The 14,422-nt window shown below is 64.6% G+C and carries 12 protein-coding genes; 3 read left to right on the plus strand and 9 right to left on the minus strand.

The window, feature by feature from the left end:
- Positions 1-149: 149 nt before the first annotated feature.
- From ugpC to B0E41_RS25755, 5 genes are read right to left on the minus strand one after another with little or no spacing between them, the layout of a single operon-like run.
- Complete coding sequence (gene ugpC / locus B0E41_RS25735; RefSeq protein WP_077335926.1) at positions 150-1,301, minus strand: sn-glycerol-3-phosphate ABC transporter ATP-binding protein UgpC; 1,152 nt, start codon at positions 1,299-1,301, stop codon at positions 150-152.
- Between the two features lie 14 nt (positions 1,302-1,315).
- On the minus strand, positions 1,316-2,731 hold the full coding sequence (locus B0E41_RS25740; RefSeq protein ID WP_077335928.1) for an alpha-glucosidase/alpha-galactosidase: 1,416 nt from the start codon (positions 2,729-2,731) through the stop codon (positions 1,316-1,318).
- A 20-nt stretch (positions 2,732-2,751) separates the two neighbouring features.
- Complete coding sequence (locus tag B0E41_RS25745; protein WP_077335930.1) at positions 2,752-4,062, minus strand: sugar ABC transporter substrate-binding protein; 1,311 nt, start codon at positions 4,060-4,062, stop codon at positions 2,752-2,754.
- A 52-nt stretch (positions 4,063-4,114) separates the two neighbouring features.
- The gene (locus tag B0E41_RS25750; RefSeq protein WP_253195177.1) at positions 4,115-5,035 is read right to left on the minus strand and encodes a carbohydrate ABC transporter permease; all 921 of its coding nucleotides are present in this window, start codon (positions 5,033-5,035) and stop codon (positions 4,115-4,117) included.
- A 10-nt stretch (positions 5,036-5,045) separates the two neighbouring features.
- Positions 5,046-5,948: a sugar ABC transporter permease gene (locus B0E41_RS25755; protein WP_077335932.1), complete on the minus strand. Its 903-nt coding sequence runs from the start codon at positions 5,946-5,948 to the stop codon at positions 5,046-5,048.
- 166 nt (positions 5,949-6,114) lie between these two features.
- Between B0E41_RS25755 and B0E41_RS25760 the strand changes: the two genes are divergently transcribed.
- The gene (locus B0E41_RS25760) at positions 6,115-7,173 is read left to right on the plus strand and encodes a LacI family DNA-binding transcriptional regulator (protein ID WP_077335934.1); all 1,059 of its coding nucleotides are present in this window, start codon (positions 6,115-6,117) and stop codon (positions 7,171-7,173) included.
- A 100-nt stretch (positions 7,174-7,273) separates the two neighbouring features.
- Complete coding sequence (alaS, locus tag B0E41_RS27680) at positions 7,274-10,255, plus strand: alanine--tRNA ligase (protein ID WP_077335936.1); 2,982 nt, start codon at positions 7,274-7,276, stop codon at positions 10,253-10,255.
- A gap of 95 nt (positions 10,256-10,350) precedes the next feature.
- Here the strand turns inward: alaS and B0E41_RS25770 are convergent, their stop codons facing one another.
- On the minus strand, positions 10,351-11,289 hold the full coding sequence (locus tag B0E41_RS25770; RefSeq protein WP_077335938.1) for a pseudouridine synthase: 939 nt from the start codon (positions 11,287-11,289) through the stop codon (positions 10,351-10,353).
- A gap of 60 nt (positions 11,290-11,349) precedes the next feature.
- Between B0E41_RS25770 and B0E41_RS25775 the strand changes: the two genes are divergently transcribed.
- A complete protein-coding gene (locus B0E41_RS25775; protein ID WP_143434041.1) occupies positions 11,350-11,598 on the plus strand; it encodes a hypothetical protein in 249 nt (82 codons plus the stop codon).
- A gap of 60 nt (positions 11,599-11,658) precedes the next feature.
- Here the strand turns inward: B0E41_RS25775 and B0E41_RS25780 are convergent, their stop codons facing one another.
- The 3 genes from B0E41_RS25780 to trmB form a co-directional block, all read right to left on the minus strand.
- On the minus strand, positions 11,659-12,969 hold the full coding sequence (locus B0E41_RS25780) for a glycosyltransferase (protein ID WP_171984884.1): 1,311 nt from the start codon (positions 12,967-12,969) through the stop codon (positions 11,659-11,661).
- Complete coding sequence (locus B0E41_RS25785) at positions 12,966-13,514, minus strand: dTDP-4-dehydrorhamnose 3,5-epimerase family protein (protein ID WP_143434042.1); 549 nt, start codon at positions 13,512-13,514, stop codon at positions 12,966-12,968. Before B0E41_RS25785 ends, B0E41_RS25780 begins: the two co-directional genes overlap by 4 nt.
- Positions 13,515-13,681: 167 nt before the next feature.
- A complete protein-coding gene (trmB, locus tag B0E41_RS25790) occupies positions 13,682-14,395 on the minus strand; it encodes a tRNA (guanosine(46)-N7)-methyltransferase TrmB (RefSeq protein WP_077335948.1) in 714 nt (237 codons plus the stop codon).
- Positions 14,396-14,422 lie beyond the last annotated feature (27 nt).

Below are 14,422 nucleotides of genomic sequence, written 5' to 3' on the forward strand. Positions count from 1 at the left end.
GAACTTCAGTGGTCCATGGCGCCGAAGCGCGACCCGCACCGCATGAAGAAGCGGCCCAACCCAGAGGCACCGAGGAACCGGCTCTGCCGGGCCTCAGGTGCCGCCCCCCTTGAGGGGGGGAGGCAAAGCGGCGCAGGGGGTGTTTCATCTCACGCGGCGTGCGGCACCTGCATGTCGGCGATGGGAATGCGGCGCTCCAGGGCATGGCCTTTGTCGTCGAACAGGTGCAGCGCGGCAGCGGGCAGCGAGACCGCCACGCGCTGGCCGGCGTCGGCGTGTGCATGGCCCGGCGCCTTGACCACCATGGGCTCATCGGCCACGCTGTTGCCCAGGAAAAAGAAGGTGGATTCGCCCAGGCGCTCTTGCCACTGCACCTCGCGCACGATGGATTGCGTGGCGGTGCCGAGCTGGGTGTGTTCGGGCCGGATGCCCAGGGTCACGGACTGGCCCGGGGTGAGGCGGCTCGCGTCGACCAAGGCTTCGAGCACTTCGCCGCCGGGCAGGCGCACACGGGCCTGGTCGGCCAGGCCTTCGACGAGGGTGCCGGCCAGGAAGTTCATCTTGGGCGAGCCGATGAAGCCCGCCACAAACAGGTTGCGTGGCCGGTGGTAGAGCTCCAGCGGCGAGCCGCACTGGGCCACGCTGCCTTCGCTCAACACCGCAGGGCCGGCGTTCAGCAGCAGGATGCGGTCGGCCAGCGTCATGGCCTCGACCTGGTCGTGCGTCACGTAGATCGTGGCCGCCCGACCGAAGTCGCGGTGGATCTTGGCGATCTCGAAGCGCGTCTGCACGCGCAGCGAGGCGTCGAGGTTGGAGAGCGGTTCGTCGAACAGAAACACGCCGGGCTCGCGCACGATGGCGCGGCCGATCGCCACACGCTGGCGCTGGCCGCCCGAGAGCGCCTTGGGCTTGCGGTCCAGCAGGGCTTCGAGCTGCAGCACCTTGGCCACGGCGTGCACCTTGTCGCGGATCACGGCCTTGTCCATCCTGGCCAGCTGCATGCCGAAGGCCAGGTTGTCAAACACGCTGATGTGGGGAAACAGCGCATAGCTCTGGAACACCATGGCCACGCCGCGTTTGGCGGGCTGGGTGTCGTTCATGCGCTGGCCGTCGATCAGCAGGTCGCCGCTGGTGATGTCTTCCAGCCCGGCGAGCATGCGCAGCAGCGTGGACTTGCCGCAGCCTGAGGGACCGACGAAGACGCAGAACTCGCCTTGTTTGACGTGCAGATCCACGCCGCGGATCACCGCCACGTTGTCCAGGTAGTTTTTGTTGACGGCGCGGAGTTCGATGCTGGCCATGGTGGGTCGCTCTTTCAGGCTTGGAGATATTCGGGAAGCAGGGCGCGGTGGGCCAGCAGCAGCTCGTCGACCATGGCGCGGATCTGCTCCAGGTCGAGCACGGCCGCGGTGTGCGGGTCGAGCATGGCGGCGTGGTAGACGTGCTCGCGTTTGCGCTCGGCGATGGCGGCGACCACCAGCTCTTGCACGTTGACGTTGGTGCGCATCAGCGCGGCCAGCTGGATCGGCAGCGCGCCGACGCGGGTCGGCTGCACGCCGTTGGCGTCCACCAGGCAGGGCACTTCGACGGCGCAGCCCTGGGGCAGGTTGTCGATCAACTGGTGGTTGAGCACGTTGCCATAGACCACGCGCGGCATGCCGCTGACCATCGAGTGGATGATCTGCCCGCCGTATTCGACCGAACGGGTGACGCTGTTGAGCCCTTCGAGCAGTTGCGCGGCCTCGGTGATGTTGCGCGGCATCACGTGGATGTTGGCGGCTTCCAGCTCCGCCGTGAGTGCCTTGGCGTCTTGCGTGCCGGGGGCTTGCAGTTCGCGTTCGATATAGGGCCAGGCGTGCTCGAAGATCTGGCAGCGGCCCGGGTATTCGTCCAGCGGGATGTTGAACTTGGCCAGCAAATCTTCGCGGCCCTGCTTGATGAACCAGGGCACGTACTCGGCAAAGTGTTCGCTCGACTCGGTCGGAAAGTGGCCCAGCTGGTGCAGCATTTCATACCGCACCTTGTTCCAGCCGGGGGCTTTGCCTTCGGCGTAAATCTGGCGCAGGCGCGGGTACAGGTCAACTCCCTTGTGCTCGAACTTGGTGTAGAACGACATGTGGTTGATGCCCGCGCAGCGGTAGTCGATCTCCTCGGCGGGAATGCCCAGGTCGTGCGCCAGTTCATGCGCCGTGTGCTGCACGCTGTGGCACAGGCCGACGGTGGGAATGCGCGTGCTGGCCTGGTTCAGCGCCCAGGTGATCATGGCCATCGGGTTGACGTAGTTGAGGTGGAGGGCGCCAGGCGCGCACACCTCCTCCATGTCTTTCAGCATGGACAGCTGCACGGGGATCGTGCGCAGGCCGCGCATGATGCCGCCGATGCCCAGGGTGTCACCGATGGTTTGCGTGAGGCCGAACTTCTTGGGGATGTCGAAGTCGGTCACGGTGGCCGGCTTGTAGCCGCCGACCTGGATGGTGCTGATCACAAAGCCCGCATCGGCCAGCGCGCGGCGCCGGTCGATGCTGGCGGTGATGGTCGGCTTGACCCCCAGGGTACTGGCCAGGCGCTGCGCCACTTTTTTGGCCAGCCCCAGGCGGTGTTCGTCAATGTCGTGCAGCGCCACCTCGCAATCAGCCAGTTCGGGATAGGAAAAAATATCGCCCAGCAGATTGCGTGTGAAAACAATGCTGCCAGCCCCGATCAGGGTGATCTTGATGCGGCGGATGCTCATTGCGTTTGCTTTCTTCTTTCTTACTTCTTGGCGAGCTGGTTGACCTTGGTGTTGGCTGCCTTGAGTGCGGAGGTGGCATCCGAGCGGCCCATCAGCACGGTTTCCAGCGCGGCTTTCATCACCTCGCTGATTTCTGAGCCACCGTCGGCGATGGGAGGCAGGTAGGTTTTGGACTTGGCCATGGTCAGGAAGGCCGAGGAGTCCACGCCCTTGGCCTTTTGCACCTCGATGGCTTTTTCGGCCATGCCCTTGACGGCGGGGAAGACCACGCCGTAGCTCGCCACCGTGCTTTGGCACTCGGCGGAGCCCAGGTATTTGACCCACTTCCAGGATTCTTCCTTGACCTTGGAGCCGGCCCAGATCGAGTCGGCCAGGCCGTTGAACATGGTGGCGCGCGTGCCGGTGGGGCCGGTGGGCAGGGGCACCCAGGCGTGGTCGAATTTGGCGTTGGTTTTGAAGTGCGTGATCATCCATGAGCCCTGGGGCACCATGGCGACTTTCTTGGCCACGAACATGGCGTCCGCGCCCAGCGACTTGCTGTTCTCGAAGCTGGCGGACAGGCCCTTGGTGGGCAACCCCGCGAGGTAGTCGATGGTTTCGGCGAGCTTGGCGTCGTCGTAATAGAACGTGGTGGCCCAGGGCTTGTCCTGGAACTTGAAGCCGTTGGACACCGCAAAGTGGCTCCATTCGGTTTGGCCCATCATGTCGCCCGAGCCGGTGTTCCAGAAGCCGTAGCCGTAGGTGCTGACCTTCTTCTTGTCGAACTTGGCGTTGGTGGCGTTGGTGCCGCTGCCGTCCAGGCTGAGCTTGCGAACGATCTGCTCGAAACTGCCGCCGTCCTTGGGGTTCCAGGTCATGGCTTGCAGCTCGGTCAGCGAGACGCCGGCCTTCTTGGCCATCTCCATGTTGACCACCATGCCGATGGTGTCCCAGTCTTTGGGCAGGCCGTACTGCTTGCCCTCACGGCCCCAGTTGTCGTACAGGCCGGTGGTGTAGGCGCCGGTGTCCACCTTGTCGCGCTTGATCAGTGGCGCCAGGTCCAGCAGTTGTTCGTTCTTGGAAAATTCCGGGTACTTGGCCAGGTGGTCGGTGAACACGTCGGGTGCGGTGCCCGAGATGAAGCCGGTGGAGACGGTGGTCCAGTAGTCGTTCCAGCCCGACTGCGTGACTTTGATCGTGATGCCCGCGTTCTTCTTCTCGAAGTCTGCCGCGCATTGTTTGTAGGCGGGCAACTGGTTGGCGTCCCACAGCATGTATTTGACTTCGACGGCATGGGCGCTGCCGACGGTGGCCAGCAGGGCTGTGGCGAGGGTGCTGAGTTTGAGGTTCAAGGGTTTGTCTCCGTTATAGGTAGTAGGAAGGGTTGGCGAGGGAACAGAAAAATCACTTGCCGCCGCTGAATTGCACCGATTCAACGACCCGGCGGCCCATGGCCACGAGCAACAAAATGGTGGGCAGCACGGTGATGGCGGTGGCCGCCATCAGGCCGGTCCAGTCGGGCTGGCCTTGTGCGGTCTGCGACTTGAAGGTTTGCAGCGCCACAGGCAGCACCTGCTGGGCTTCGTCCTTGGCCACCAGGTAGGGCCAGAAGAATTCGTTCCACATGTTTATGCCAGTGAGCATGGCAATCGTGGCCAGCGGTGTGATGCTCAGGGGCAGCACCACGTGGGTAAAGATGTAGAAGTACGAGGCGCCGTCGAGCAGCGCGGCCTCTTCCAGATCGCGGGGAATCGACAGGAAGAACTGGCGCAGGAAGAACACCGAGAAGCCCTGCATCAGGCAAAACGGCGCCACCATGCCGGCCATGGTGTTGAGCAAACCCAGGTCTTTGATGAGGAGGAAGTTGGGAATGAAGGTGACCACGCCCGGCACCATCATCGAGCCGATGAACAGCGCAAACAGCGTGTTGCGCCCCGGGAAGCGCAGCCGGGCGAAGGCGTAGGCGGCCATGGCCGCAAAGCTGATTTGCGTCACCACAATGATGGCGGTGAACAGCAGGGAGTTGCCCATCGCCCGCAGGAAGTTGATTTCTGCGCCAGAGCCGCCCAGCGCCCGGCTTTCTTCCAGGGTCATGAAGCCGAGCACCCGTATGAAGTTGTCGAGCGTCGGAGCCGAGGGCAGGAGCTGGTCCGATTCGGTGTACAGGTTGGCCGACTGCATGAGCGCCGTTTTCACGACCATCCACAGCGGTGCCAGCGTGATGAGCAGCATCAGACCCAGGGCCAGCCAGGCAGCGATGCGGCCGGGTGTCCAGGGCTTGCGGCGCGCGGCCGCAGTGGTGGGGATGAGCGCACGGGTGTTCAAGGGGTGTCCTTCAGGCCAGGTCGTTTTGAGAGGCCCGCATCACCCGCATCTGGAACACGGTGTAGACCATCATCACGACGCACAGCGTCATCGACATGGCCGAGGCGTAGCCCATCTTGTAGAAGCTGAACGCGTTCTGCACGATGTAGTGAACGATCACGCGGGTCGAGTCCAGCGGGCCACCGTTGGTGGTGACGGCGATGGTGTCGAAGATCTGGAACGAGCCGGTCACGCTGGTCACGAGCACAAACACCATCACTGGGCGCAGCAGCGGCAGGGTGATGCGCCAGAACATCTGCCACTCGCTTGCGCCTTCTAGGGCGGCCGCTTCATAGAGGTTGCGGGGGATGTTCTGCAGTCCGGCCAGAAACAGCATGGCCACCAGGCCCATGTGGCGCCAGATGTTGACGGCGGCCACGGTGAACAGCGCCTGGTCCACGCCGCCAAAGAAAGGCTGGCGGTCAAAACCCAGGGCGTCGATGCCGGCGTTCACCAGGCCGAGCAAGGGGTCGAGCATCCACAGCCACATCATGGCCACCAACACGTTGGACAGCAGGTAGGGCAGCAGCACGATGGACTTGACGAACAGCGACTTGGTCAGGCGGTCCATCGATACCGCCAGAAACAGGCCCAGCACCACCTGCAGCGGGATGTTGAGCAGCACGTACAGGCCCGAAAGCTTCATGCCCTGCCAGAACTTGCCGTCTTCGAGCATGGCGGCGTAGTTGTCCAGGCCCACGAATTTCGGCGCCCGCAGCAGGTTCCAGTCGGTGAAGCTGATCTCGATCGCGCGCAGCGTCGGCAAGGCATAGAACACCAGAAATCCGATCAGCGCGGGCAAGACCAGCGCCCAGGCCGTCAGGGTTTCGGCGCGGCGGGTGCTGCTGAGGGCGTGGTTGGAAGGGCGGGCCATGGTGTTTTCGGTGTTTTGTTTCTTGACTAACGCGAGTTAGTCTTCATGTTATGGCAAACTAATTCGCGTTAGTCATAGGGTAAACACCGCTTTTGCAGAAAAAGGCCGTTGGATGGAGGCGGCGCCTGAGGGCGCTGCGGACCATCGATTACGATGGCGATCGACCATGTCCAGGCCCCTGAAATCTCCTACCAGCAGCGAAGTGGCGCGCCGTGCCGGCGTCTCGCGCACCACGGTGTCGTTCGTGCTCAACAACGTGCGCGACCAGGGCATCAGCGAGGCCACGCGCCAACGCGTGTTGACCGCTGCGCGCGAGCTCGGCCACCAGCCCAATGCGGCGGCGCGCAGCCTGGCCGGCGGCGCCACCGGGACCGTGGCCCTGGTGATCCCGAAAGCCTCGCACCTGTATGTGGACGTGTTCCTCGGCCAACTCGTGGCCAGCATCAACCAGGAGTGCCACCGCCATGGGCTGAAGATGCTGATCGAGTCCACCGATGACGACGGCAACGACCCGGGTGCTTTCGTGGATCTGGTGCGCAGCCGCCGCATCGACGGCCTGATCGTGGTCAACCCCAGCCTGGCCGGGCGCCAATACCTGGGTGACATCGCCGACGCCGGCATCCCGATGGTGGTGTTCGGCGCCGGCCTGCCCGACGTGGAGCGCTTCAACACCTGCGGCAACGACACCTCGGCCGCTGCGCGGCTGGTGGTCGACCATCTGGTCGGTCTGGGCCACCGCAAGATCGCCTTCGTCAACTTCGCGCAACCCGAGTACCTGGCCGTGAACGAGCGCGAACGCGGCTGGCGCGAAGCCATGGCCAGCCACGGCCTGGCGATCGACCCGGCCTGGGCCGTGAACGCCGACATCAGCGCGGCCAGCGGCTACCTGGCGACCCAGCAGCTGCTGGCCCGCGGCGTGGGCTTCACCGCCCTGTTTGCCGGCAACGACACCATCGCCTTCGGCGCCATGCGTGCGCTGGCCGAGGCGGGGCTGCGCATTCCGCAGGACATTGCCCTGGTCGGTTACGACGACATCCCGCTGGCCGAATTCGCCTCACCCCCGCTGACCACCGTGCGCACCGACACCATCGGCCTGGGACGGGACGCCATGCAGATGCTGCTGGCGCTCCTGCGCCGCGAGCCCGATCTGCAGACCATGCGGCATGAGCAGCCGGTGGAGCTGGTGATTCGGGAGTCTTGCGGCGCTCGACGGGTGGGGCACTGAGTCTGAGGTGCGCATGGACCGAGCGAAAGCCATGCGCCCTGCACAGCGATAATGGAAAGCTGATTTGAACCGAACCGTTTTCGCCCGAAAGCCCACAGACATGACCCAGCCTGCAATGAGTGTTGCCGACATCCGCAAGACCTTCCTGGACTTCTTTGCCTCCAAGGGCCACACCGTGGTGGCGTCCAGCCCGCTCGTTCCCGGCAACGACCCCACGCTCATGTTCACCAACTCGGGCATGGTCCAGTTCAAGGATGTGTTCCTCGGCACCGACAAGCGCCCCTATGTGCGCGCCACGTCCGTCCAGGCCTGCCTGCGCGCCGGTGGCAAACACAACGACCTGGAAAACGTGGGCTACACCGCGCGCCACCACACCTTCTTCGAGATGCTGGGCAACTGGTCGTTTGGCGACTACTTCAAGCGCGAGAGCCTGAACTGGGCCTGGGAACTGCTGACCGAGGTCTACAAGTTGCCGGCCGAGCGTCTGCTGGCCACGGTGTACGAAGAGGACGACGAGGCCTACGACATCTGGACCAAGGAAATCGGCCTGCCGCCCGAGCGCGTGATCCGCATCGGCGACAACAAGGGCGGCCGTTACAAGAGCGACAACTTCTGGATGATGGCCGATACCGGCCCTTGCGGCCCCTGCTCGGAAATCTTCTACGACCACGGCGACCACATCCCGGGCGGCCCTCCCGGCAGCCCGGATGAAGACGGCGACCGCTTCATCGAGATCTGGAACAACGTGTTCATGCAGTTCAACATGGACGAGACCGGCGCGGTGACGCCGCTTCCTGCCCCCTGCGTGGACACCGGCATGGGCCTGGAGCGCCTCGCCGCCATCCTGCAGCACGTGCACAGCAATTACGAGATCGACATCTTCGAGGCGCTGATCAAGGCCGCGGGCCGCGAGACGTCGACCCCCGACCTCTCCAACCCCTCGCTGAAGGTGATCGCCGACCACATCCGCGCCACCTCGTTCCTGATCAGCGACGGTGTGATTCCGTCCAACGAAGGCCGCGGCTACGTGCAGCGCCGCATCGTGCGCCGCGCCATCCGCCACGGCTACAAGCTCGGCCAGAAGACGCCGTTCTTCCACAAGCTGGTGCCTGATCTGGTGAGGGTGATGGGCGAGGCCTACCCCAACCTGGCCTCGCAGGCGCAACGCATCTCCGAGGTGTTGCGGGTGGAGGAAGAGCGCTTCTACGAGACGCTGGGAACGGGCATGCAGATCTTGGATCGTGCCTTGACAGATGAGGGTCTGGTGCTCGCCTATTTGCGTCGTGAACTCGGTGCAAGAGATGTTGGCCTTGAGCTAGTTGGGCAAAAGATGTCGTCGAAGCAGACGTATAGGTTCGACGCAGTATTGGATTTTGATGACGGTGGCTCTTACGCGGTAGAGCTAACACGACTAAGCCCCGGACGAGCTGACCAACAATTGCTCGAGCATTTGAAGGGGTTTGGGAAGCAGTTCGCAGTAAGCCAGTACGACAAAGCCATCGTGGTCGTTATCGGCGAGAGTTCTTCCCTCACTCCAAACGAAGTACAGAGTTCTGTTGGAGTTGAAGTTGGGAAGTTGCAGGTCGAGTTTTTCGATCACAAGCGGTTGGATAGCATTCGTCTACTCGATGGCAAGGTTGCGTTTGCTTTGCACGACACCTACGGTTTTCCATTGGACTTGACCAACGATGTCTGCCGCGAACGTGATGTAGCAGTGGACGAAGCCGGTTTCCACGCCGCCATGGAGGCGCAGAAAGCCAAGGGCCGCGCGGCCGGCAAGTTCAAGATGGACAAGGCGCTGGAGTACAGCGGTGCCGGCAACAGCTTCGTGGGCTACGAGCAGCTCGAAGCCCCGGCCAAGGTGGTGGCGCTGTACCTGGACGGCACGTCCGTGGTGGCACTCAAGGCCGGTCAGCAAGGCGTCGTGGTGCTGGACACCACGCCGTTCTACGCTGAGAGCGGTGGCCAGGTGGGTGACGAAGGTCTCATCACCAGCGGCTCGGCCACGTTCGCCGTGGGCGACACGCAGAAGATCAAGTCCGACGTGTTCGGCCACCACGGATCGATGGAGCAGGGCACGCTCGCCGTGGGCGACACGGTGACCGCCAGCGTGAACCTGGCGCTGCGTGCCGCCACCGTGCGCAACCACAGCGCCACCCACCTGATGCACAAGGCCCTGCGCGAAGTGCTGGGCACCCACGTGCAGCAGAAGGGTTCGCTGGTCAACGCCGAGCGCACGCGCTTCGACTTCGCGCACAACGCACCCGTGACCGACGCGCAGATCCGCCAGGTCGAGGCCATCGTCAACGCCGAGGTGCTGGCCAACGCGGCCGCCAAGGCCGAGCTGATGGACATCGAGTCGGCCCAGAAGACCGGCGCGATGATGCTGTTCGGCGAGAAGTACGGCGAGATCGTGCGCGTGCTGAGCATCGGTTCCACGCAGGAACTCTGCGGCGGTACGCACGTGCAGCGCACCGGCGACATCGGTCTGTTCAAGGTGGTGGGCGAGAGCGGCGTGGCCGCGGGCGTGCGACGCATCGAAGCGGTGACCGGCGCCAACGCGCTGGCCTACCTGCAGACGCTGGAAGACACCGTGGCCCAGGCCGCGGGCGTGCTGAAAGCGCCCGCCGCCGAGCTGACCGGCCGCATCAGCCAGACGTTGGAGCAGATCAAGGCGCTGGAAAAAGAAGTCGCCGCCCTCAAAGGCAAGCTGGCCTCCAGCCAGGGCGACGAACTCATGGCCCAGGCCGTGGACGTCAAAGGCATCAAGGTGTTGGCCGCTGTGCTCAATGGGGCCGACGCCAAGACCCTGCGCGACACCCTGGACAAGCTGAAGGACAAGCTGAAAACCGCCGCCATCGTGCTGGCCGCCGTGGACGGCGGCAAGGTGCAGATCGCTGCGGGCGTCACGGCCGACAGCATGGGCAAGGTGAAAGCCGGCGAGTTGGTCAATTTTGTCGCCCAACAGGTCGGTGGCAAGGGCGGCGGCAAGCCCGACATGGCCATGGCCGGTGGCACCGATGCCAGCGGTCTGCCGAAGGCGCTGGCTTCGGTGCAGGCCTGGGTCGCCGAAAGGTTGTAACCCCCCGCGCCGCCTGCGGCGTCACCCCCCAAGGGGCGTGCCTGGCGGACCGGCAAAGCCGGACCCGGGGGCACCTGGCCTATGCGTTGACTCGGTTATAGGTTGGGCCAGTCCAGGCTCAGCCCGCTCTCAAACTCACGCTCATTGCCCGTCACCGGGTCGGTGAAAGCGAGGCTCTTGGCCAGCAGGCGCAGCGGTTCAGAAAAGTCTTCTTCATCGTCCGGCCCGTGCCGCACGGTCGGGTAGAGCTGGTCGCCCACGATGGGCAGGCCGAGCGCGTTCATGTGCACCCGCAGCTGATGGCGTTTGCCGGTGACGGGTTCCAGCGCATAGCGTGCCCAGCCGCCGCGCCGCTCCAGCACATCGACGCGCGTCTCGCTGTTCGGCTTGCCAGCCACCTCGTTCATGCGGAAAAAATCGGTCGGGTGCTCCACGATGCGGCTGCGGCGCGTGTGTGGCCAGGTCAGTGCTTCGGTGGCCGGCGCGATGGCCTCGTAGGTCTTGTGCATGGTTCGCCCGCTGAAGAGCGCGTGGTAGGTCCCGCGCTCGGCGGGATTCACGGCAAACATGACGAGCCCAGCGGTTTCGCGATCAATGCGGTGCAGCGGCGCCAGCTGGGGCAGGCCCAGCTGGCGCTGAAGGCGCACCAGCAAGGTCTGCTGCACATAGCGCCCGCCCGGTGTCACGGGCAGGAAGTGCGGCTTGTCGGCCACCACCAGGTGCGCGTCCTGGTAGCGCACCGTGGCTTCAAACGGCACCACCATTTCGTCTGGCAGCGCGCGGTAGTAGTACAGCCGCGTGTCGCCACGGTACGGCGCGTCGGGCGGTACGGCCTGGCCTGCTTCGTCCAGCACCGCGCCCGTGGTCAGCCGCTCGGCCCACACCTCTCGGCCCACCGTAGGAAGGCGCTCGTCCAGAAAGTCGATCACGCCGGGCCAGCGGGCATCACCGGCTTTGACCCCAGGCAGTGCGACGCAGCTGGGCGACACGCCGTCGCGGGCGGGGATGAGCGGGTTCTTGGAGGAGCGGGCCACGGTGAAGGGTGTGCGAGGGAAATCCGGGTATTCTCTGCGCCTTCACCACAGGACCCCGCCGTGATCGACGCCGCCAACGCTTCCTACACCTTCAGCCGTTCTCGCCTGGCGCTGGCGCTCGGGCTGTCCAGCCTGCTGCTGAGCGGTTGCGCCGTGGTGGCCGTGGTCGATGTGGCGGCTTCCGCGGTCGTGGGCGTGGCCGGGCTGGCGGTGGATGCGGTGGTGGGCACCGCCAAGATCGGCGGCAAGATCATCGGTGCGGGCGCCGATGCCGCGCTCGATTCGGACGACGAAGACAAGGACGATTGAGGCACTCCCGGGACGGGCCTTGCTCCGCCCCTGTGAGCAACTGCGGTCCGTCGCCAGGCCTCAAGCCGGTCGGACCTCGATCCAGGCGATGGCCAGTCCCAGCCAGCGCCGGTCGTCATTGATGCCGAGGTCCAGCGGGCGGTGTGTCGATGGCACCGTGATGGTCACCAGCAGCTCGGAGCGGTCCGCGTCGGTCCATTGGGTGGGGTCCACATGCGCATGCCATTCGAAGCCATGGTCACAGGGCTGGATCCAGGCCGAATCGACCGGGTGGTGGTTCAAGCTGAACGACGATGCGTTCAGCAGGCCGCCCTGGATTTCGAACAAGACCCTGATCGTGATGTTCACCGGCCGGTCGAGGCGCACCGGCAGCGTCCGTGAGGCGTGATGGCACGGTCCGATCCAGCGGAACCGGGTGCCATCGGCGTCCGTTTCGAGGCCATGCCATTCGTAGCCAGCGAACTCGTCTTCGCAGTCGAAACGCAGCGTCTTGTCCGGTACCACGGGGTGCTTCCCTGCCGCAAGGCGGTGTGAGCCCTTGAAGGTCTGGTTCCGCCTGGCCCCAACCGTGGCGCCCCGCTCGGCGTTCAACGGGGTTTCGATTCGCAGAAGCCGGTCTTCGCTGGCCGCCCGCAGCGCAGCCGTCAGCTCTTTCATGAGATAGGCCGGGCTGTTCTCGCGCAGGGCGGCCAGACAGGCGCGCTGTTCAGACACATCACGGCGACGGTAGGCGTTGCGGCGCCAGGCGGCGTTGAACTTGAAGACCGAGATGTCCCCGGTGGACGCGAACCGTGCTCCGGACTCATGCAAACGAAGCAGAAACTCCTGATCCACCGCCGTGCGCGACACGTCGGCACCCACCCACCCGCCGGCACGGTGCGCCGCCTGCCGCGTGTGGATCAGCGACGATGGAGGGAAGAAGTGCAGCGGCGTGAACAGGTCATTGGGGAAAAACCCGGTCAACGCCCGCAGGCCCGAGGTCGGCGGACCATACAGCAGACAGCCGGCGGCCAGCACGTCGGCTTGGGTGGCTTCAAAGCACCGGCGCGCGGCCTCCAGGTGCCGGGGGGCCCAGAGGTCGTCGTGGCCCAGGTAGGCCACATAACGGCCCCGGGCCAGCGCCAGGCCGACGTTGTTGGGGCCCCATTGGCTGCCGCAGTTGCGGTCCAGGTTGACCCAGCGTGTGCGGCGATCGTTCAACGTGGCGACCACGGCCTCGCTGTCGTCGGTGCAGGCATCGCCGATCACCAGCAGCTCAAAATCCTGTTCGGTCTGGTCCAGCACGCTGGACAAGGCCAGTTCCAGTGCGCTGCTCCAGTTGTAGGTCGCGACGATGACGCTGAAGCAGGGAGCAGCGGCCTCTGCGCTCACCAGCCAGGGCCTTTGTCAAAGCTGTAGGGGACGCTTTCGGGTGTCACGCGGTACTTGTCCGGGCTCTCGTGGTTGTAGGGCTCGGTGGGCATGTTGATGAAGATGGCATCGATCAGCCCGATGTTTTGCACTGCGTGCACCACGTAGGGGGGAATCAGGAGCAGGCCACGGTTGCGCTCCGTCAGGTAGATCTCGTTGATCAGTCCGTGTGTGGGCGAGTCCTTCCGCATGTCCCAGAGCACATACTTCACAAAGCCCGTCAGCGAGAACATGCGGTCGCACTGGTGCTTGTGGTAGACCCACCCCTTGACCTTGCCCGGTCGGATCATGGAGGCGTAAACATGGTGCACCGGCGCCGGGTGGAACCCCCAGGACTGACTGAGCATTTCCACAATTTCCCCGCGCTCGTCTTCATGGGTGATGGCCTCGCGCACCTCGACGTCCTGAATCAGCCGTTGTTTGCGCTGACCTGAAGGCGTGACGGTCGACAGGTCTTTGGTGGCGGTGTGGGGGGCGACCGCGTCCATGGGCGTTGCGAGGTTCAAGGTGATGATCCATTCACTTGGGCAAAAAAATGCCGCCCATCGTGCGAAAGGCGGTGCGCCGATTCAGTCTAGGTGCTCGTCACAGAATGCGAAAAATTTCTTTGCGGCCCACGCCATTCAGTCGGATCAGCCGCCAGCCCGTTTCACAAGGCGTGACGGTTGGGGGCTCAGGTGCGAATGAACACCAGGTCCCACACCCCGTGGCCGAGTTTGAGGCCGCGATTTTCAAACTTGGTGAGCGGCCGGTAGTCGGGCTGGGGTGCGTAGCCATCGCCGTCCGGTGCCGTGTTGCTCAGCAGCGGCTCGGCGCTCAGCACGGCCAGCATCTGCTGCGCGTAGGGCTCCCAATCGGTCGCCAGGTGCAGGTAGCCACCCGGCTTGAGGTGCCGCACCAGCCGGTTCACGAACGGGGTCTGGATCAGGCGGCGTTTGTGGTGGCGGCTTTTGTGCCAGGGGTCGGGGAAGAAGATGTGCACGCCGTCCAGGCTCTGTTCGGGCAGCATGTGGTCGAGCACCTCGACCGCGTCGTGGCGGAAGATGCGGATGTTTTCGATGCCCTGCTCACCGCAGAGCTTGAGCAGCGCGCCCACACCGGGTTCGTGCACCTCGCAGCAGAGGAAGTTGTCGTCCGGGCGCACCTGGGCAATCTGCGCCGTGGCGCCGCCCATGCCGAAGCCGATCTCCATGATCAGCGGTGCGTTGCGGCCGAAGACGGCCGTGGTGTCCAGCTTCTGGGCGGCATCGTAGTTCAGCAGGAAGCGCGGGCCGAACTGTTCGTAGGCCCGTTGCTGGCCCGGGCCGGTGCGCCCGGCACGCAGCACATAGCTCTTGACCACCCGCATGAACGGCTTGCTCTCGCTGCCCTCGTTGGGAACATCGATAGGGGTTTCCGAGGGCGGGGCTTCGGC

The organism is Hydrogenophaga sp. A37, assembly GCF_002001205.1.
Lineage (GTDB): Bacteria > Pseudomonadota > Gammaproteobacteria > Burkholderiales > Burkholderiaceae_C > Hydrogenophaga.

Bases quoted from the DNA above. Each gene is read 5' to 3' on its own strand.
- ugpC (WP_077335926.1), bottom strand. From the start codon at position 1,301: ATGGCCAGCATCGAACTCCGCGCCGTCAACAAAAACTACCTGGACAAC.
- B0E41_RS25740 (WP_077335928.1), bottom strand. From the start codon at position 2,731: ATGAGCATCCGCCGCATCAAGATCACCCTGATCGGGGCTGGCAGCATT.
- B0E41_RS25755 (WP_077335932.1), bottom strand. From the start codon at position 5,948: ATGGCCCGCCCTTCCAACCACGCCCTCAGCAGCACCCGCCGCGCCGAA.
- B0E41_RS25760 (WP_077335934.1), top strand. From the start codon at position 6,115: ATGTCCAGGCCCCTGAAATCTCCTACCAGCAGCGAAGTGGCGCGCCGT.
- alaS (WP_077335936.1), top strand. From the start codon at position 7,274: ATGACCCAGCCTGCAATGAGTGTTGCCGACATCCGCAAGACCTTCCTG.